At 67.1% G+C, this 17136-nt stretch carries 21 protein-coding genes; 4 read left to right on the top strand and 17 right to left on the bottom strand.

Annotated features, from left to right (window positions below):
• Positions 1-70: 70 nt before the first annotated feature.
• From ACFQ9Z_RS03825 to ACFQ9Z_RS03765, 13 genes are all read right to left on the bottom strand, one after another.
• Positions 71-1456, bottom strand: a complete 1386-nt coding sequence (locus ACFQ9Z_RS03825) for a tyrosine-type recombinase/integrase (protein WP_383010373.1) — start codon at positions 1454-1456, stop codon at positions 71-73.
• Positions 1456-1653, bottom strand: coding sequence for a helix-turn-helix transcriptional regulator (locus ACFQ9Z_RS03820; protein ID WP_383010371.1), 198 nt, complete (start codon positions 1651-1653; stop codon positions 1456-1458). The genes ACFQ9Z_RS03825 and ACFQ9Z_RS03820 overlap by 1 nt, the downstream gene beginning before the upstream one ends.
• Entirely contained in the window at positions 1650-2804 is a 1155-nt protein-coding gene (locus tag ACFQ9Z_RS03815; protein WP_383010369.1) for an AAA family ATPase, read from the bottom strand. Before ACFQ9Z_RS03815 ends, ACFQ9Z_RS03820 begins: the two co-directional genes overlap by 4 nt.
• Positions 2801-3700 carry a bifunctional DNA primase/polymerase gene (locus ACFQ9Z_RS03810; protein WP_383010367.1) on the bottom strand — a complete coding sequence of 300 codons (900 nt, stop codon included), beginning with the start codon at positions 3698-3700 and terminating at the stop codon, positions 2801-2803. Before ACFQ9Z_RS03810 ends, ACFQ9Z_RS03815 begins: the two co-directional genes overlap by 4 nt.
• Positions 3701-3790: 90 nt before the next feature.
• Positions 3791-4255 carry a hypothetical protein gene (locus ACFQ9Z_RS03805; protein WP_383010365.1) on the bottom strand — a complete coding sequence of 155 codons (465 nt, stop codon included), beginning with the start codon at positions 4253-4255 and terminating at the stop codon, positions 3791-3793.
• Positions 4256-4266: 11 nt separating this feature from the next.
• Positions 4267-4689 (bottom strand): hypothetical protein, encoded by a 423-nt coding sequence (locus ACFQ9Z_RS03800; RefSeq protein WP_383011788.1) that lies wholly within the window; start codon positions 4687-4689, stop codon positions 4267-4269.
• A 50-nt stretch (positions 4690-4739) separates the two neighbouring features.
• Positions 4740-4934 (bottom strand): hypothetical protein, encoded by a 195-nt coding sequence (locus ACFQ9Z_RS03795; protein WP_350843087.1) that lies wholly within the window; start codon positions 4932-4934, stop codon positions 4740-4742.
• A 155-nt stretch (positions 4935-5089) separates the two neighbouring features.
• A complete protein-coding gene (locus tag ACFQ9Z_RS03790) occupies positions 5090-5344 on the bottom strand; it encodes a hypothetical protein (RefSeq protein WP_383010362.1) in 255 nt (84 codons plus the stop codon).
• 141 nt (positions 5345-5485) lie between these two features.
• Positions 5486-7729, bottom strand: coding sequence for a cell division protein FtsK (locus tag ACFQ9Z_RS03785; protein WP_383010360.1), 2244 nt, complete (start codon positions 7727-7729; stop codon positions 5486-5488).
• A gap of 76 nt (positions 7730-7805) precedes the next feature.
• Positions 7806-8189 (bottom strand): RRQRL motif-containing zinc-binding protein, encoded by a 384-nt coding sequence (locus tag ACFQ9Z_RS03780; RefSeq protein ID WP_383010357.1) that lies wholly within the window; start codon positions 8187-8189, stop codon positions 7806-7808.
• Entirely contained in the window at positions 8189-8821 is a 633-nt protein-coding gene (locus ACFQ9Z_RS03775; RefSeq protein WP_383010355.1) for a GGDEF domain-containing protein, read from the bottom strand. Before ACFQ9Z_RS03775 ends, ACFQ9Z_RS03780 begins: the two co-directional genes overlap by 1 nt.
• 14 nt (positions 8822-8835) lie before the next feature.
• Positions 8836-9822: a DUF2637 domain-containing protein gene (locus ACFQ9Z_RS03770; RefSeq protein WP_383010353.1), complete on the bottom strand. Its 987-nt coding sequence runs from the start codon at positions 9820-9822 to the stop codon at positions 8836-8838.
• Positions 9819-10118: a hypothetical protein gene (locus ACFQ9Z_RS03765; RefSeq protein ID WP_383010351.1), complete on the bottom strand. Its 300-nt coding sequence runs from the start codon at positions 10116-10118 to the stop codon at positions 9819-9821. The genes ACFQ9Z_RS03770 and ACFQ9Z_RS03765 overlap by 4 nt, the downstream gene beginning before the upstream one ends.
• A 161-nt stretch (positions 10119-10279) precedes the next feature.
• Here ACFQ9Z_RS03765 and ACFQ9Z_RS03760 point away from each other — a divergent pair, with 161 nt between their 5' ends.
• Entirely contained in the window at positions 10280-10693 is a 414-nt protein-coding gene (locus ACFQ9Z_RS03760; protein ID WP_383010349.1) for a GntR family transcriptional regulator, read from the top strand.
• Positions 10694-10890: 197 nt separating this feature from the next.
• On the opposite strand, the gene ACFQ9Z_RS03755 is transcribed toward ACFQ9Z_RS03760, so the two are convergent.
• Positions 10891-11433 carry a flavoprotein gene (locus ACFQ9Z_RS03755; protein ID WP_383011785.1) on the bottom strand — a complete coding sequence of 181 codons (543 nt, stop codon included), beginning with the start codon at positions 11431-11433 and terminating at the stop codon, positions 10891-10893.
• Between the two features lie 17 nt (positions 11434-11450).
• Positions 11451-12686, bottom strand: a complete 1236-nt coding sequence (locus ACFQ9Z_RS03750; RefSeq protein WP_383010347.1) for a helix-turn-helix domain-containing protein — start codon at positions 12684-12686, stop codon at positions 11451-11453.
• A gap of 581 nt (positions 12687-13267) precedes the next feature.
• Here ACFQ9Z_RS03750 and ACFQ9Z_RS03745 point away from each other — a divergent pair.
• From ACFQ9Z_RS03745 to ACFQ9Z_RS03735, 3 genes are all read left to right on the top strand, one after another.
• Positions 13268-14416, top strand: a complete 1149-nt coding sequence (locus ACFQ9Z_RS03745; RefSeq protein ID WP_383010345.1) for a DUF262 domain-containing protein — start codon at positions 13268-13270, stop codon at positions 14414-14416.
• Between the two features lie 196 nt (positions 14417-14612).
• Positions 14613-15146 (top strand): hypothetical protein, encoded by a 534-nt coding sequence (locus ACFQ9Z_RS03740; RefSeq protein ID WP_383010343.1) that lies wholly within the window; start codon positions 14613-14615, stop codon positions 15144-15146.
• A 214-nt stretch (positions 15147-15360) separates the two neighbouring features.
• Positions 15361-15969: a hypothetical protein gene (locus tag ACFQ9Z_RS03735; protein ID WP_383010341.1), complete on the top strand. Its 609-nt coding sequence runs from the start codon at positions 15361-15363 to the stop codon at positions 15967-15969.
• A gap of 422 nt (positions 15970-16391) precedes the next feature.
• On the opposite strand, the gene ACFQ9Z_RS03730 is transcribed toward ACFQ9Z_RS03735, so the two are convergent.
• Complete coding sequence (locus tag ACFQ9Z_RS03730; RefSeq protein ID WP_383010339.1) at positions 16392-16667, bottom strand: hypothetical protein; 276 nt, start codon at positions 16665-16667, stop codon at positions 16392-16394.
• A gap of 241 nt (positions 16668-16908) precedes the next feature.
• A partial coding sequence (locus ACFQ9Z_RS03725; RefSeq protein ID WP_383010337.1) for a hypothetical protein occupies positions 16909-17136 on the bottom strand: 228 nt, incomplete at its 5' end.

Here is a 17136-nt window from a genome sequence, read left to right as displayed (position 1 = left end):
AGAGCCTAGACAACAGCACTGACAGCAGTGCCGCGGTGGCCATGACTATCCACCGCGGCACCGAACCCTCTCAGTCAGCGATCACGGGCAGGTCCCCACGGGCCAGGATCCGCTGCTTCAGATCTGAGAGTTGCCCGGCGATGCACCGGGCGTAGATTGCCAGCAGAACGGGGACGCTGTTGCCCGCCCACTCAGCCACCTGCGCCGGCGGGACACCGTCGTTCAGCCAGTTGGTCAGGCAGGTGTGTCGCAGGTCGTACACCCGCTTGCCAAGCGGTGAGGCGAATTCATCCGGCGAAAGCACTTCCGCGCGAGCAGTCCGCCAAGCTCTCCGGATGACGGAGCCAGCGAGCAGGCCACCCTTCTCACCGTGGAAGAGCAGGTCGCCCGGCCTCAGTTCCTCTGCCTGGATGTGCGCGCGCAGGATGCGTGTCAGTGACGGGTGGCCCGGCACCACTCGCGTGTCGTCCGCGGCCCGCCCCTTCAGCCCGCGCTGTTCGTGGATCTCTCCGTCATCCGTCCAGTTCTTGCCGACCTCCGGCTGAGCCATGTGAAACATCAGCTCGCACCACTGATCTTCGGCTTCCTCGTCCGGCAGTCGGACATCCCGCACGTGCATAGCGACGACTTCTTCCGGGCGCGGCCCGGCGTAGTACATGGTTGCGAAGAAGGCATGCAACCTCTGGCCGCCGCGGGGGCGCCGGCGGACCCAGCCCAGAAGGCGCGCCGCTTGCTCCGGGTTGAGCAAAGACCTCTTGTCGACTGCGGAGGAAGTCTTGGGCGCCGCTCCTCTCCCCTTGGGCAAGGGGTTAGCTCGCAGGACACGGTGTGTGACGGCGTACTCCATTGCCACGTTCAGGATTCGCCGGTTGCGCTTGATCGAGCTCGCCGCGGCCCGCGTACCGTCCAACTTCGAGTCCAGAGCCCGAAGTACCTCCTCGACCTTGGCGGGATCCTCCCAGGCCGCCATGGTCAGGGCGTTGCGTTCCACCCACTTCAAGATGGCGACCACCTCGGGCGGAGCGTCCGGCCGGCGCCGCGTGTTGAACGCGAACTCCCGTAGCGCCGTGCGCACGTCGACAGGCCGGAACGCGACTGGCGGTGTGCGGAGCAAGGCAACGGTGGTCGTCATGAGCGCCTTGGACGTGTTCTTGCGGTTGTTCCCGCCGGTTCGGTGCCATTGAGCGTCCGTGAACTGCACCGCGAAGTCGTACCAGTTCACCGCGCTCGCTCCGGACTGGTGCGAGACCGGGCGTCCCGTGGAGAGACTGAACGCCTCGCCACGGCGTGTGGCACTCACCAACTCGGAGCGGAAGGCATCTGCGAGTGCCTTCGTCCCGAACGGTGCTCGCCACTCCCTGCCGTCCAACTCCCAGCGCACGGTGTGCGTCGTCTTTCGCTGGCCCTTGTAGACCGCCGTCTTCCAGATCTTGACGTTGTACGTCGTGCCATCCATCAGGCGGCGTCCTCCCGATCGCTCAACCAGTGTTCGTAATCGCTACGCCGGACCCGGATGTCACCGTTGGGCAGCTTGATGCAACGGGGGGCGCGCCCCTTCGCTCGCCAGTCGTAGAAGGTGGATCGCGAGATCTTCAGGTCCTTGCAGATCTCGGTGAGCGTGAGCTTTTCGTCCCTCGACAGGGTCGTCGTCACCGCCGGCTCCCTTCCCGTTCCGGGCCGGACAGGCCGGACAGCCCCGATTCCAACTGTCCGGGTTCTTGGTGCAGGTCAGAGCGGGCATCTGGACAGTCGGACAGTGCGGACACTTCTTGGGTGCTCTGCGTCCGGGTCTCGGTGTCGGGGAAGTACCGGCCGCCAGGGTCCTTCGTGAGCTGTCCGGCGTCGGCCATGCGGTTGCAGGTGCGGCGGATCGTGTCGATGTCGACCTGCGGCAGCTCGCCCGCCATGTCCTTCGGCTTCGCGCCAGGGTGGGTGCGGACGTAGCGCAGGATCGTGGCGCGGGTGTCGCTGACGGTGTGGTCGGAGACCGGACCCTCCAGCAGGTGCCAGGCGCCAGAGGCGGGCTGGAAGCTGAGGGCGTACTCGGCTTCGTCCACGTCGCGGCCGGTGACATGGAGGATGCCGTCCGCCTGGCCGCGAGCCCGTTTGAGTACGAGGGTGGCGTCTGCGGCGCCGGCGATTCCGTTGGTGCCGGAGACCTCGGTGAGGAAGTCCTCGGAGCCTGCCTTGCGGACGTGGTGGACCAGGACGACGGCCACGCCGTAGTGGTCGGCGAGCCGCTTGGCGTAGCCGACGGCCACATAGTCCGCGTCGTACGCCGACACCCCGGCCGGGGCCTGGCCGCGCATCTTGGCGAACACGTCGATGACGACCATGCGGGCGTCGGTGTTGCGCTCCAGCCACTGAGCGATGGCTTCCACGCCGCCCTGGGGGAAGGGCGGGCACTCGGTGACCAGGGTCAGCCCGGCCGGCGCGGGCTGACCACCGAGGAGCTTGCCCATGCGCGTCTGCAGACGGCGCGGGGTGTCCTCTAGAGCGAGGTAGAGAACCGGGCCGCCTTGGACGGGTACGGAGTCGAATGCGTTGCCGCCGGCCGCGACGGACAGGCCGAGTCCGAGGGAGAGCCAGGACTTACCAACCTTGGGTGGTCCGGCGAGGACGCTGACGCCCTCGGCGAGGATGCCGGGCACGGCCCATTTCGGCTCGGGGAAGTGCGCGGCCATGAGCTGATCGGCCGTCCATGCGGTCCGGGGCCGCTCCCGCTTCGGCGGCGCCGCGGGTGCCGTCTCCGGGTCGCTGGGCACGGAGTACAGGTGCAGGGGCGGGATGGGGTTGGCGCTCATGCGGCGACCATCCGGGGGCGGCGTGCTCCGGCCCGGATGCCGGAGGCGATGGTGCGCCGCGCCTCGCGCTCGCCCTGGCCGACCTGAAGCGCGGCCGTGAGGAGCCAGCCGGTGACGTCGGCCTCGCTCAGCTCTCCCCCAGCTACGAGTTGACCGAGGGCGACTGAGGCGATGTAGAGCGCGTTGTTGTGCTCGTGCGGGCCGGAGCCGGTGACCCGTGAGACTTCGCCGTTGATGGCGGACCGCAGGAAGGCGGTGCGGCGTCCATGGCCGGTGAGGGCGACCGTGATGGGTGTCTGCGGGGGCAGCGGGGCCGGGCGCAGGAGTTCGGCGAGCCAGACCGGTAGAGGCGCTACGGGAGCGTCGTGGGTGACCTCGTACGGGCGCCCATCGAAGATGCTGCCAGCGCCGACCACGAGTCCGCCCCACGCGCGGGTGTCGACCTTCCAGCCCAGCCCGCGGGCACTGTCCCCGGCGGTGTTGCGCAGGTGCTCGCCTTCGGGTGCGGCGAAGTAAAGGTGGGTGCCGCCGCTCCAGGTGCGGACGGTGTAGGTGTCGGCGGGAAAGGGCTGGCCGTGGCGCTCGCAGAGGACAGCCAGCACGTCGGCGCCGTCGGTGACTCCGCGCTCGGCCCAGGCGGCCGGCGGGGTGTCTCCGAGGTGCTTGGGCTTGTCCAAGTCGATGACGACCAGGCCGGAGGGGCCGGTGGCGATTCCGATGTTGAAGGCGGCCACGGACCATGCGCGGGTGATGCGGTCCGGGTCGGTGGTGGCGCGGGTTTCCCAGTCGGAGACGGCTGGGCGCTTGTCGCCGGAGATGAGGGGGAAGACGCGCCAGTCACGCGACGCTGCGTTACGCGCGGCGGTGAGCTGGGCAGAGCCGTCCGGGTGCGGCATCCTGGGGGTTCTCCTGTTCTGTCTACGGATGGGCAGGGAGAACCGCGGCGGCGGGCGACCTTGCTGGGGAGTCCCGCCGCCGCGGCGTTGCTACTGGTGATTGATCCAGTGGGCGTACTGCTGGCGGACGTAGTGGAGGGGCTCGCAGACAACGGCCGCGTGGTCCAGGCGCATCAGGCGCTCGGCCGCCTCCTCCGCGACCTCGGCCGCGTCGCCGGGGATGCCCTCGGCTTCGTCGTTCAGCGCGATGCGGTCCAGCAGCGCCGCCTTGCGGAGCCAGAAGTCACGCGGCAGCCGGGTGCCGAACGGCTTGTTGGCGGCCTGGCTGGCGGTCCAGCCGATCTCGCTGACGATGCTCGGGGCGAGCGCGTACGCCTTCACCGGTGTCAGCCATGGCCCGGTGTGGGTGCTGTGATCGGCCGTGACGTACAGGCGCAGCCGCTTGCCGTCACGGGTGAGGTGCTGGCGTATGCGGCCGACAGTGAATGCCTGGGACAGAGCGTCGGTGACGCGGTCGGTGTCGGCCAGGTCGCAGATGACGCGAACCTCGAACATGGTTCCCTCCATCAGCTGTGGAAGTGGCTGCGCTTGATGACGGCCTTGCGGATGTGGACCGTGGTCCCGCCCCGGTGGCCGCTCGTGCCGAAGACCTGCGCGGCGATCCAGCTGCCGAAGATGACGGCGGCGAGGAAGACGAGCTGGGTGATCAGCGCGGTCAGCGCGGTGATGAACGCGGTGAGCAGGAACAGTCCGCCGCACACGGCGAGAAACCCGACGCCGCCCAGGGCGACGTTCACCGCCGCGCGGGAGATGGCCGGCTTGGCGGTGACCGGCTCGGGCTGTGCGGCGGCGACGGCGTAGCCGGTGACGACACGGCCGTCCGGGAGGACGACCCTCGCCACGGATGGGACACCGACGAGCTGCACGGGCGCGAGCGGCGCCGGCGAGGGCACGAGGGGGACGGGGCGGTGCACTTCCAGGGCCGTCATGTCGTGTGCGGACGGGGTGTGCGTGGGCTCGTTCACGTCGTGGTCTCCCGTCACTTTCCGAGGGCGGAGAGGGCTTCGGCGGATGCCTGCACGAGGTTGTGGATGGGCTCGTAGGCGCCGGTCCCGGCGGTGAAGAAGCCGAAGAGGAACAGCACCAGGGCGGCGCCGCCCCCGGCGGACTTGGTCTTGACGGCGAGGGCGGACGCGGCGCCGAACAGCAGCACGGCGGAGATGTTGAGGACCATCGGGAAGAACTCGCTTCCGGGTGAGGCGGATGGATGGCTACGCTTCGGGCGCCCCGGGTGCTGGCAAGCTTGGGGCGACTGACCGGCGACCGCGCCTGCCTGGTCCCAGCTAGGGACGGGGTCCGTCTCATGACGGGCGGTCGCCGGTCGCCTGCTCAGTCGGTGGTACCGGCGCGGTAGGTGCGGGCCCAGCGGTTGTAGAGCCAGCGGCCGACGCGGATGCGTTTGCCGGTGGCGTGGCAGCGGCGGCAGTCCTTGCCGCGCTTGAGGTGGCCTTTGCGGTCGTGCTTGAGGGCGTGGCCCATGCCGTGGCACTTGCGGCAGTCGCCGAACGGTGAGGCCGCACACAGGCCGCTGTAACCGAGCGTGACAACTATCAGGCAGGCGATAGCAAGGAAGATGGGGGTCATGAGGGGCCCTTCCAGGCGGTTTCCTGGGGTTTCCGCAGGTGGGGTGCTATCCGCTAGATCGCAGATGGATGGCGCTTTGGGGTGCTAGCGGGGGTGCTACCGGTAGCAGGTGTGGGTGCTACCGGTAGCACCGTGCCGGGCCTATGCGGCGCTCGGCTTCTGGTTACGCTCCGCAATGGCTTTCGTGAGGTCGGCACGGGCGATGCCGCGCCGTGTGGTGCGGGTGCCGTCGTCCGTCGTGCCGGCCACGTCGCGGGTGCGGATGCCGTGCGGCTTGAGCGCGCTGGTGACGTTCTCGCCCTTCCAGCCGCCGTACACGTCGGGCCGCAGGTCGGCGAGGCGGGCGGCGATCCGCTCGTTCCACACCCGCTCTTCCTTCTCCGGTACGACCGCCGCCACGTCGGCCAGCAGGTCGTAGGCCGGGCCGGTCACGGCCTCCGGTGTCTCGCCGAGCGCGTAGCCGGACAGCAGTCCTGCCTTTTCGCGCAGGGTGCGGGCGCGGGCGGCGATGGCGGCGGCGCTGGGGGCGTCCACGAACGTGCCGTAGACGATCCGGGCGTCCGCGCCTTCGCCCATGAAGTAGTGGATGCCCTTGTCGCCCCAGGCGAACATGGTCGCCCGCACGCCGCGCTTGTAGCTGCTCGTGCCGAGGACCATGTCGTTCTCCGTCTGGCCCATGACCTTCAGGCACCACCGGGCGGACGCGTTCGCGCTGATGCCGGTGGGCAGCGACTTGGCGTCCGGGCGCTGCGTGGCCAGCAGCATCACGATGCCGGTCGCGGGGCCGCGCTTGACCAGGTCGGTGGCGATCTCCTCGAACTCCTTGCCGTGCTCGGGGTGCTCGAAGAGCACCTGGCACTCGTCCACCCCGACCACGATCGGGTGCAGACCCAGGGAGCGCTTGTCGGCGAGCTGGCTGGTCACCTTGGATTCGGGGCAGATGTCCCGGGGCAGGGAGCGAATCACCTTGGTGCGGCGACGCAGTTCTTCGCGCAGCGCCCGCCAGTCGGCGAGGGCGTACTGGATGAACTCGGCGTCGTCCCCGGCCGCGTGGCGATGGGAGACGGCGTCGCCGACGGGGTCGAGGTCGCCGGTGCCTTTCATGTCGTAGGTGTGCAGCTCGGCGCGGGGGTCGAGGGCGGCGATGAGCAGCAGCAGCCGCAGAAGGAAGGTCTTTCCCATACGGGGGATCGCGCCGATCACTCCGGCGATGTACATCAGGGTGACCTCGACCCAGCGTCCGCGCTGGTCGGTGCCGTAGGCGACGGGCTTGAACAGGTCGACCGTCCCGGTCTTGGCCAGCGGCCATGCGGGCTTCTTCGCCTTGGACAGGTCCTGGTCACCGACCCATAGCACCAGGTGCCCGGTGTGCTCGTCGGGGACCGCTTCGGGCCAGACGCAGCCGAGGGGGCGGCGTAGGCCGGAGGCGAGGCGTTCACGGCGCTCGATGATGTCCGTGACCGTCACGCCGTAGGGCAGGTTGCCCTCTGCGCGCCAGCCGGGGCCGTCGCGGGTGATCGGGGCGGTGAACTCGAACCCGTCCCGCCCCTTGCCCTGCACCTGATTGATCGCCGGGATACCCAGGGAGCCGAGGGCCCGCAGCACGATGTCACTGGTGAGCTTGGTGGCCTTGGGCAGTTCCACGGCTCGGTGGATGAGCGGGGCGTCGGCCTTGCGGCCGTTGTAGCCGAGCGCGAGCACCAGGGCGCTGACCGAGAGAACTTGCAGCCAGTCGGGGGCCAGGACGTAGATGGCAAGCGCGGCGCCGATGCCGACGAACATCGCCAGCACGGCGACCAGGGTCCGCAGCCGGACACGGCCGTCACGCTGCCTCGACAGCTTCAGGTACTCGGCGGCGTCCTCGCGGCGCACCGCGGCCAGCCGTACCGGCTCCCCCTCGCGGTCGGCGACCCACCGCATCGAGCCGCCCACGAACCGCGCCAGCCCGGTCGGAGCCTGCACGGTCAGGCGCGCGGCGTACACGGGTGAGCGGAGGGCGTGGTAGGCGGCGGCGTGGGTGTAGTGCCGGGCCACCCACGCGGACGCGGTCTTCAGTTCGGCGACCGAGCGCAGCCACAGCGGGACCACGTCACGGCGCCTGGCGGCGGCCAGCCGCCCCAGGTAGCCAGGACCGGCCACGACCGGTGCCGATTGGTCGACCATCACACGCCGGGTCGGGTCGGCCGACTCCTCGCCCGACTCGTGTCCGGGCGAGTCGGCCGACTTCCCGTCACGGGTCGGGGCGCTCGCGTCGGCCGACTGCTCACGAGCGGATCGGGCCTTGTCGAGGTCGACTACCTCACCGCCGGAGTCGGGGCCGGTGTCGGCGGTCATCTCGGCTTCGAGCCGGTTGAAGAGTTCGTTGTCGTCGTCGGGGTGTTTCACTGGGGGTTCCTTCTCTCGGGAGGGATGCGGGGCCCGGCCGCTGCTTTGGTCGGTTTGAGACCGGGCCCCGTACTGATCAGGCGGCGCGCTGTTCCTCGGGGTAGGCGCAGGGCACGCACATGCCGAGCGAGGTCGGGATGCAGTAGCTGTAGGTGGTCTGGCACTGCGGGCAGGTACGGCGGGCAAGCATCGCCAGGGCGACCGCGCCCCACTTGCGCGAGGTCATGGGCCGGACCGGCTTCGCGCGGTCCACGCGGTAGAGATGGGCGACCTGCACCCCGGCGTTGCGGCCGCGTCGGCTGCGCATCAACTGCGCTGCAACGGGCTGCCCGCCGGGCCGCAGTCCGACCGCGCGGAGTTGGCGGCGGGTGGCGTAGCCGTCAGGGGCGAAGCGCCACGGGTACGTAGGGATGCCGAACCGGGAACCGGACGGGTCGAAGCACCTGCCGTAGGCGGACATTAGGCGGCCACCTCTACAGCCGGAGCGTCAGCCCGAGCCCCGGAGCGGCCGGCGCGCCGCCCGGTGACCGTGGCGAACAGCCGCCCCAGCCCCGCTCGGCGGGTGCCAGCACGCGCCTGCTTGGCCGCGTACATCGCCTCATCGGCTCGCCTCAGCAGAGCGGACAAGTCCTCGCCGGGGAAGTCGGTCGCGCGCGCCCAGCCGAGGGAGACGGTGGTGTGGACGGCCGGGTCCTGGCCGTCGACCGGACGGGCGAGCACGCCGTGCAGGACGGCAAGCATGTCGGCGGCGGTGCCGTAGTCGTCGGTTAGGACGGCGGCGAACTCGTCGCCTCCGAGTCGTCCGACCACGCCGGAGCGGCCGACGTGGTAGGCGAGCCGTTCCGCAGTCGCTTTCAACAGCGCGTCTCCGGCCGCGTGGCCGAAGGTGTCGTTGATCTGCTTGAAGCGGTCCACGTCGGCCAGGACCACGACAGCGCGCGGGTCCCGCAGCAGAGTCGTGGCGCGACGGGTGAACGCCTCGCGCGTCCGCAGCCCGGTCAGCGGATCACGGCGGGCGACGCTCAGACGCCGCCGCATCCACAGTGCGTGCGCCGTCCAGCCGGAGGCGACCGGCCCCGCTGCGGCCAACATGGTCACTAAGGTGTTCACGCCGCAGCCTCCTCGGAGTCACCGTCGACGGAGTGCAGACGGCGCCCTTCGGCGCGCTCGTTCAGCAGCAGGTCCCGCAGCGCACGGGAGTTGGCAGCCGAGCAGTGCAGCGTGGTCCGGATGGTTTCCGCGTTGATCGCGTCATCGGCCCAGTCGTCCGTGGCCTCACGTGCCTCGGCGAGCAGTTCCGCTGGGGTCCGCGGCGCTTTCGTGGCCTTGGCCTTGCCCTTGGTGCCAGCCGGGCGCTTGCGCGGCGCCTTGGTCGCCTCCGGCTGTGGCCTCTCCGTCGGCTGTGGCGGCATGGGCGAGACGTCCTCGCTCGCCGGGGCCAGCTCGCCCAGCCTCAGCAGCACGCGTTCCGGGCGCGGGGTCATCGACCGCCACCGTCGCCCGTGCCGCTCTCGCAGCCGGGCGCGAGCCAACTGCCGCTCACGCTCCCGCTTAAGAGCCTCGGAGTAGGAGGTGATCTCCCACAGCGTCATCCGTCGCCACAGAGCGAAGGTCGACAAGGGGGCGAGCATCCAGCGGGAGAACCGCACCTTCTCCATCCGCCGGCCTGTGGCGGCGCCGATGCGGACGGCGTAGACATGGGCGCCGATCTCGGAAAACACCACCCACAGCAGCGGCATCGTGCCGTGGGCCACCTTCGCCCACAGGCCATGTCCGGCGGCGATGTTCAGGCCGCAGGTGACGAGCGTTAGGGCCCAGGGCACAAACCGCACCCACGCCAACGCCATGTCCATCCGGATCAGCAGCAGGTTGGCCACGGTGAACACCGGGATAGCCACGTCGATACCGACCGGCAGCATCCACGGCTCGCCGAAGCCCCACCGCGCGGCCGCAGAGGAAACCGCGTCGAGCGAGGCGATGAGCCCCAGGGCGCCGACCCCCGCGGCGGCCAGCGCCCCCAGCCCGGCAAGGCCCACCTCTGGCTTCGTCAGCGGCGGAACCGCCGGCCGTTCCGTCTTGGCTACGGTCGTCATGCCGCCGCTCCCTTCCGGGAGGGCCAGCGGCGCTTGGCCGGGCGTGCCAGCTGGACGACGTTGAACAGCTCCGGGGCGTGTGCCTCGATCACCTCGGCGGTGATGCGGGCCACGAGGTCCGGCAGGTCGTTGTACTCCGGGTCGGCGAGGATGTCGCGCGCCGCATCCAATCGGGCCGAGCGCTCCGTCTCGCTCTCCCCCTCCGCCCCGAGCCACAGCTCAATCGGGGTGCCGAGGGCGAGCTCTACGAAGTCTTCTGCTGAGACCGCCTCTTGACGGCCGATGTACATGCGCATGGTGCTCTCCTGAATCGAAGGAGCAGGGAGAACCGCGGCGCCAGGCGACCTTGCTGGGGAGTCCCAGCGCCACAGAACCTCAGATTGACCTATGTCAATCTGACTGTCAAGGAGACCTGCGGAGCAATGGAGATTGACCTGGTCCGGTTACTCTCGGAGCCATGGAGCAGAGCCCAGAAGCGCCCAAGCAGACGCCCACGGCCAAGGAGATCGCCGCTGATTTCCGCGCGAAGATCACGGGCCCTAACGGCACGTACGCACCGGGCGCTCAGTTGCCAGCGGCTCGCAAGCTCGCCAAAGACCTCGGTGTGCAACTCATGACAGTGCAGAGCGCATACGGGCAGCTCCGTGACGAGGGGCTCGTGCTTACTCAGCAGGGCCGCGGCACCTTCGTTCGAGACCCGTCGGTGCCGCTCGGAACCGAGCCTGGCAGCAGCCCAGCGTTTACCGCCCTCTCCGCTGAGCTCAGCGCGATTCATGACACGCTCCGTACGCTCGGTGAGCGGCTTGATCGCCTTGAGCGGCTCGTCGGTGGCGAGACTCCACCTGGGCAGTCAGCCTGTCCGCACGGTTGAGAAGTCGTTCAACCACGGCGCGGGCCTCGCTCAAGCTCGCCTTGATCCCAGCGAGTTCAGCAGGGCTCAGGCCTCCCGGCTCACCGCTTCGCTCATTGCTCCCTGACATGCCAATGAGCATGCAATCGGGAACAGCAAAGGACCCGGACAGACTGTCCGGGTCCTCTTTTCTTGCAAATCAGATCCGTTGACGGCCATCATCGAACAGCCTCATCTACGGCGTCCAGTACCGCCGTCCACGGCAGCTCCCGCCCGGCCGGCGCGTCCCTCGGCTCGTACAGCGGCCAGACCTCCGGACCGTAGACCAGATGCACCTCTCCAGCACGCAGAGCGTCGATGTGCCGTTGCCAAGCCGGGTGGCGAGCGTGCGCCGCGTTCACCCGCGGGAAGACGACGACTGGGAGGCCAAGGGTTCCGATCGCCTCACCAACCTGCGTCAGCGCCTGGTTGTCCATCAGGCCAGTCGCGAGCTTGGCGACCATGTTGGCGGAAGCGGGGGCGACGACGTAGCAATCAACCGGCGGATGCGGCCGGGCCTCGCCGGGAAGGCGCGGCTCGTCTCGCACAGGTAGGCCAGTCAGCTTCTCCAACCGCTCACGCTCGCCGCTCGTACGCAGCCACTGACCTGCGGTCGGCGTGAGCGTGACGGCCACCTGCCATCCGCGGCCAATCGCGGGCCCTACGAGGCCGGTACGCAACGCTTCTACGCCCCCGGCCGCCGAGCCGACGACTCCGAGCACCCCACGCTTGCGTGAACTCACTGAACCGCCCTGCAACGCTGAGCCATCGCGAATACGTCCGACGAACGCGAGCCGCCCGTCACCGGAGACCGCTTGATCAGGTCCCGCAGCGTCTCGCGCACCCTAGGATTGTTGCGTACGAGCTGCGGCGACGTGCGCTCCGCCTTACCCAGCTCTGCGAAGGCGTCATCCCCCTGCCCAGCGAGCGACAGAGCGCGCGCAAAGTCGATGCGGTGGGAGACGCTGCGTTCCTGCGGCATGTGGTCGACGTTGATCCGGCCGTGTTCAACAACGTACGAGACGTTGTCGAGGTCTAGCTCAATGGACAGGCGGTGGAGTAGCACGTTCGTCGGTCCGAAACCGGTTTGCCAGTAGTTCTCATCCGAGCCGAGATCGTTCGCAAGTTCCTCGGCCCGGCTCAACAGCGCCGTTGCGGTCGGCCGGTCCTGATGGCGCGCCGCCGCGACGGCAGCACGCAGGTGGATCATCCCCAGCAGGCTGAGCGCCGCCGGGTTGTGATCGGTTACCTGAGACGACAGCCAAGCTGCGGCCGTGTTGCCCAGTTCGAGGGCGTCGTCATAGCGCCCGTTGGCCAGCAAGGCGTGCGTACCGGAACGTGCGGCGGACGCCAACACGAGCGGGTCGTCCGACTCGTCGGCGGCTCGCATCGCGCGCTCGGCCGCGAGCCACGAGATGTCCGACTCACCAATCTTGGCGAGTGTCGTAGCCGCAAGGTGGTGAGTGCGTGCCGATACAGCCCAGCAGTCCCCACGGTCTTCGCCGCGGCGCGCCGCTCGCTCCTCCAGCTCCTGGGCTGTCTGAAGCAGGGTGGGCAGTGCTGCGATGACGCTACTGAGCCGACCGCACTGGTAGTCATTCCACGCACGCTCCACGCGAACTGCTACAGGAACAGGCGTCGGGAGCTGAGTCTCGGCGTCCGGGCCGAAGAGAAGACGGGAGAGCCTGCGCGGGCTCATGAGCGCGTCGCGCACAGCAGGCACGTCGTCCTGTTGACGCTCGTCTTCCATGAGGACGGTCTGTCCGAGCAGATCTCCAAGCGGCACACGCATGATGCGCGACAGCTCCGCGAGCATGTCGATGCGGGGTGGTTTTCTACGACCGGTCTCAATCTTCGCTAGCCAGTCAGTGCTCCGACCGACCAGGCCGGCCAGCACCTCTTGCGTGTAGCCGCGGCGCTTACGGTAAAACGCGATGCGCTCGCCGATGCTGAGGTGATCTCCAAGACCACGCATGGGGTGTTGCCTCCCGCTGCTGAGTAGGGGCGCCTTTCACGGTACCGACGCGGCGAGACTGGGTAAGCAATCTCAACCCTCCCGCCATCATGACCAGCGTGTGGCACTGCACGAGGCAGAACCCGGACGAAGTGTCCCGGTCCGACGGACCGTGCTGGAAGGTGTCCACCCTGTCCACCTGTCCGGCTATGGCGTTCACCTGCGCCAACACCCCGGACAGTGGGAAGGGAAACTGTCCGGGGTGTCCGAGCATCGAGAGGCTGCAACACTCGGGGAGGTGCACCCCGGCGTGTTACAGCAGTCGACCCAGGCGCCAAAGGCCCCTCCCAGCCCGACCTGGCTCGCCAGGGCGCCGGCAGCAGGTACCGAATCTTTCATCGCTAGCGGACCCGGCTCCAAGCCGGAGCCGTGCACCAACCTAGACAAGCCAGCTGAGTTGATGCATCTGCAAGGGACACCCAACGGTGCCCGCACAGGTGCTAGATTCCGATCATGTAGCACCCCTGAGCGACGTAATGACGCCCCTAGGCAGGTGCTTCTGCGGACGAAGACGTACATATTGCAGCGGATTGAGGGTGCACATGCTCTGGCAAGAGGAGAGCGAAGACGACGAACTGCGCGACGCCACGCGTGAGTTCCTGCCTGAAACGGTCGTGTGGGCAACCGACTGGACCACTGGTGCGCTACTGGAGCAGATCTCCCGTGACGTGTTTGAAGTCGACCCACCATTTCAGCGGAGGTCGGCATGGAATGACGTCCGCTCCTCTCTCTACATCGAGTCGTTGCTCCTCGGCTGCCCTGTCCCACCCATCACCCTTGCCGAGCTTCCGAGGAATAACACTCGCCCGCACCAGTACATCGTCATCGACGGGAAGCAGAGACTTGGCGCAATTAAGCGTTTCGCGCTCGATAAGACGCTAAAGCTTCGAGGCCTTGAGACCCTGAAGGAACTAAACGGCCTTAGATTTTCCGAGGTGGAAAGCATCACGGAATTTAGCCGTTTTATGAATTTGCCTATCCGTACGATGGTCATGCGGAACTGGCAGCGCGATGAGGTCCTGCAATTCGTCTTCCACCGCCTGAACAGCCAAGTGACCCCTCTGTCCACCCACGAGTTGCGACGATCATTGCTAGCCGGGCCGTTCACGCGTTTTTTGGACGAGGCTTCCGCAGGCGCCGCCCAGATTCAGCGAATTCTAAATATTCGCGAACCGGACTTCAGGCTCCGCGATGCCGAGATCCTTCTCCGAGGAATCGCATTCTCCTGCTTTCTGTCTAAATATAGGGGAAACCTTAAAAAGTTCCTCGATAGCACCACTCGCAGCTTGAACACGCGCTGGAATCCCAAGACGGAGAAGCAGATCTCCGAAGTCGTTAAGGGCATTCTTGACGCAATTGATTTCACGTACGAGATTTTCGGTGAAGCCGCCTTCCAGCGCTACGACTCAGGTCGCCCGACAGGACGGTTCAACAGGGCAATCTTCGACTCTATGATCTTGACCTTCCGGCACCAGGAAGTGCGTCAAGCGGCAAGCGGACGTACGGAAGACCTGCGAGAAGCCTTCATAGGGCTAATGCAAGATTCAGAGGTCAGCGGCTGGTTCGAAGCAACAACTAAAACACCTGACGCGGTCTTGGGGCGGGTAGCGGCATGGGCCGAAGCCGTGGGTGTCGTAATTGAGCGAGCCGATCTTCCGGATCTGGCACGAACCTCTGCCCTTCGTCCGTAGAGGCGGTCACTCGACGGTGAAATCTCGGAGACTACACCGGTTGGCAACGCGCACGCGTTTGCGTGAGATGCGGCTTCGCGGTCGATTTATCGATCCGCTGCTATCCACCCCCGGTTGGAATTCTAATGGCTTGGATGCAGCGTGCGCTTATGTCGGCCTACTGCACGCCGAGATCGAGTCGACGTTGGAAGACGTTGTGGACGCCATTCTCGAAAACGCCCGCGATGTAACACTTCACTACAAGACACATCCGGTCCTATTGAACTGCGTGCTTCACTATCGCGCTCGCCTCAATGGCCTAGCGCCAGAGTTGGACATAATCCCAGCAAAAGCACTTCTGGAGAAAGACCCACTGCTTCTCACTAAAGCCTGGGATGACCACGTGAGGGCCTATTTCACTCTCATGGTTAAGAACAACCATGGTGCAGGCGTGAAATACATGGAGAAGATGCTCCATCCGCTCGGCGTGGTAGTCAACAAAAAGACGTTCAAAAGGGTCGAGGGGGATGGGGTACTACAACTATCCAGCATTCGCCACGTAGGCACAACAGAACTGATGGAGCTAGCCGCCCTAAGGGGTGTTGCTATGCACGGCAACTCCATTTCGGCTCGTGCTCGACTTTCCAGGACAACCCCTCAAGAGATTGCCAGACGAGGCGCCATGGCAGTTACCTGCGTGCAGCAGATAGCTACACTACTGGCCAAAGAAACATGGCGGTGTGGAGCGTGACCACAAACCGCCACTACCCATAGCCTGCGGCTACCTGCTCGGCATACCCCGAGGACAGTGTGCCGCGACCGCATTCACCAGCCGTGTTCGACCGTGGTCAGCCTCGGAAGATATTTGCCTAGCAAGCTCGGACTTCGTCACTGTGGGGAATCCAGCATGTCACGGCTCCGCAACAGGGCCACCGCCCGCTGCCAGTGATCGCAACTATGTCGTCGTGCATATCGATGTCAACACTCTGATCACCACCGGCGGAACGCTTGCTTCCGTCGCTCTTGGTGCCGGCCTTACTGCGCTCGTTAACTCTCGCGTAACCGCCAATACCGAAGCCAAGCAAGAACGGGACAACCTTGGCGCCCAGTTCGACGCCATGCTAGTCGCCGTTGCCGGGCTTCGCGCGGTGGTCGAAGCGGACCGGGTCCTTTGGAGTAACTGGAAGGAACAGGGGCGCACTTTCCTCCTGGCTGCGGTAACTGGACTCGCCCCAGCTTCGTTCGTCAGGGGCTCCGACCGACGCGAGATAGCCGCTGCCCTGGGCGGTGCAGGCTGGTTCCTGGCCCACGAACGACACCAGTCAAGGACGGCCTCGGCTGGTATCACACCGAAACTCGAAGCTGTCGTAGCTGCCGCCGCCCCACTGCAGCGACACCCCAGCAGGGAGGTGGTAACCGCCACCGACACGCTCATGACGACAGTTTTCAACTACCATGAAGCGCGCAATCCGCAGCAGCTCGAAGCAGCCGCCGCTGACTTCGGGGTCGCGGTGCGTGCTGTGCTGCATGCTTCCCCACGACGGCGTCTACCGTGGCGTCGTGGTAATCAGTGATTGCTGGGAAGCCTCCGCTCCAAGGCTGCCGGGACACGATGCGCCCTAGGTGCCAGATTGTTCGGTTCGAGCCCTAACTTGAACAAGCCGGGCACCATCGACGACTGCCCAAGGTGTCCGATCGAGAAGCCCTGTGTTGCAGCCCTCTTCGGCACGATAGTCATCGGGCGCCGATGACGCCATGGAATGCTCCCTTCCGGTGAATACCCGGCTAAGTTGGCCGCAACACGTAGACCAATGTCGCTAAGCCTGCAGGTCAAAGGCTTAGGTGAGCGGAAGCACTCAGCTCTCTTCTAAGCGCTTGGCCGCAGGTTCGAGTCCTGCCGGGGGCGCCAGCTGCCACCAGCAAAAACGCCCCAGAGGGGATCTCCCCTCCAGGGCGTTTCGTGTCTCTGACGGCAACGCTGACGGCAACGGGCCCGTCACTCGTCGTCGGCGAGCAGGCCCCCCAGCTGGTCCAGAGCGGCTCGCTTCTCGGTCATGTCGGCGTGCGCATAAATGTTCATGGTCACGTCCAGGGCACTGTGCCCGACGATGTCCAGGAGCTTCTTGGCCTCGGCGACGGACAGTCCGCGTTGGCCGACCCGGTACCGGGGAGTCTGGACCTGCACGAGCTTGACGACGTTGCGCTGCACCAGCTCCTCGCGAACGGCGTGCTGGAGGGCGTTCCGCAGCACCGCGTGAAGGTACGGGACCATGCGGGGAGACAGCCGAGGCTCGCAGCGCCGCTTGGGAGTGGCGGCGCGCAGCAGCGACGCGCGGCGGCCGGACGGGCGGCGTCCCGCTTCTGCGCGCAGCACTGGCAGGCCTGCCGTTCCGCCGCCCCCCGCGCCGCGAACCAACCGCCATCGCCAAGGAGAAACCACGGATCTGCGGCTCGAGAGGAACTGGACGAGAAGACCCCTGGCCGGGCGGCCGGGGGTCTTCGCCTGCGCTCGGCTAAAGCTTGTCCCGCATCTGACCGGTTGGGGGCGCGGCGGCCAGACGCAGACGTTGGACACCGCCTCGCTTCAGCAGCATCCCGCTGCTGGTCACGAGGTCATGGGCGGCAAGGCCGATCCTCATGCCGGAAATTCGTCGGCCCTGCGTGCTCTCGACGATGGCCGGCCTGGTCGCCGCTCGCAGGACCTTCCAGATAAGGCGCGTCTCCTCGGTCAGGAGCTGATG

This window comes from Streptomyces sp. NPDC056580, from assembly GCF_042793175.1.
GTDB lineage: Bacteria > Actinomycetota > Actinomycetes > Streptomycetales > Streptomycetaceae > Streptomyces.
This window is presented reverse-complemented; position numbering and strand designations above follow the sequence as displayed.

Coding starts and splice junctions, on each gene's coding strand:
- ACFQ9Z_RS03825 (WP_383010373.1), bottom strand. CDS start 1,456: ATGGATGGCACGACGTACAACGTCAAGATCTGGAAGACGGCGGTCTAC.
- ACFQ9Z_RS03815 (WP_383010369.1), bottom strand. CDS start 2,804: ATGAGCGCCAACCCCATCCCGCCCCTGCACCTGTACTCCGTGCCCAGC.
- ACFQ9Z_RS03810 (WP_383010367.1), bottom strand. CDS start 3,700: ATGCCGCACCCGGACGGCTCTGCCCAGCTCACCGCCGCGCGTAACGCA.
- ACFQ9Z_RS03805 (WP_383010365.1), bottom strand. CDS start 4,255: ATGTTCGAGGTTCGCGTCATCTGCGACCTGGCCGACACCGACCGCGTC.
- ACFQ9Z_RS03800 (WP_383011788.1), bottom strand. CDS start 4,689: ATGACGGCCCTGGAAGTGCACCGCCCCGTCCCCCTCGTGCCCTCGCCG.
- ACFQ9Z_RS03795 (WP_350843087.1), bottom strand. CDS start 4,934: ATGGTCCTCAACATCTCCGCCGTGCTGCTGTTCGGCGCCGCGTCCGCC.
- ACFQ9Z_RS03790 (WP_383010362.1), bottom strand. CDS start 5,344: ATGACCCCCATCTTCCTTGCTATCGCCTGCCTGATAGTTGTCACGCTC.
- ACFQ9Z_RS03780 (WP_383010357.1), bottom strand. CDS start 8,189: ATGTCCGCCTACGGCAGGTGCTTCGACCCGTCCGGTTCCCGGTTCGGC.
- ACFQ9Z_RS03775 (WP_383010355.1), bottom strand. CDS start 8,821: ATGTTGGCCGCAGCGGGGCCGGTCGCCTCCGGCTGGACGGCGCACGCA.
- ACFQ9Z_RS03770 (WP_383010353.1), bottom strand. CDS start 9,822: ATGACGACCGTAGCCAAGACGGAACGGCCGGCGGTTCCGCCGCTGACG.
- ACFQ9Z_RS03765 (WP_383010351.1), bottom strand. CDS start 10,118: ATGCGCATGTACATCGGCCGTCAAGAGGCGGTCTCAGCAGAAGACTTC.
- ACFQ9Z_RS03760 (WP_383010349.1), top strand. CDS start 10,280: ATGGAGCAGAGCCCAGAAGCGCCCAAGCAGACGCCCACGGCCAAGGAG.
- ACFQ9Z_RS03750 (WP_383010347.1), bottom strand. CDS start 12,686: ATGCGTGGTCTTGGAGATCACCTCAGCATCGGCGAGCGCATCGCGTTT.
- ACFQ9Z_RS03745 (WP_383010345.1), top strand. CDS start 13,268: ATGCTCTGGCAAGAGGAGAGCGAAGACGACGAACTGCGCGACGCCACG.
- ACFQ9Z_RS03730 (WP_383010339.1), bottom strand. CDS start 16,667: ATGGTCCCGTACCTTCACGCGGTGCTGCGGAACGCCCTCCAGCACGCC.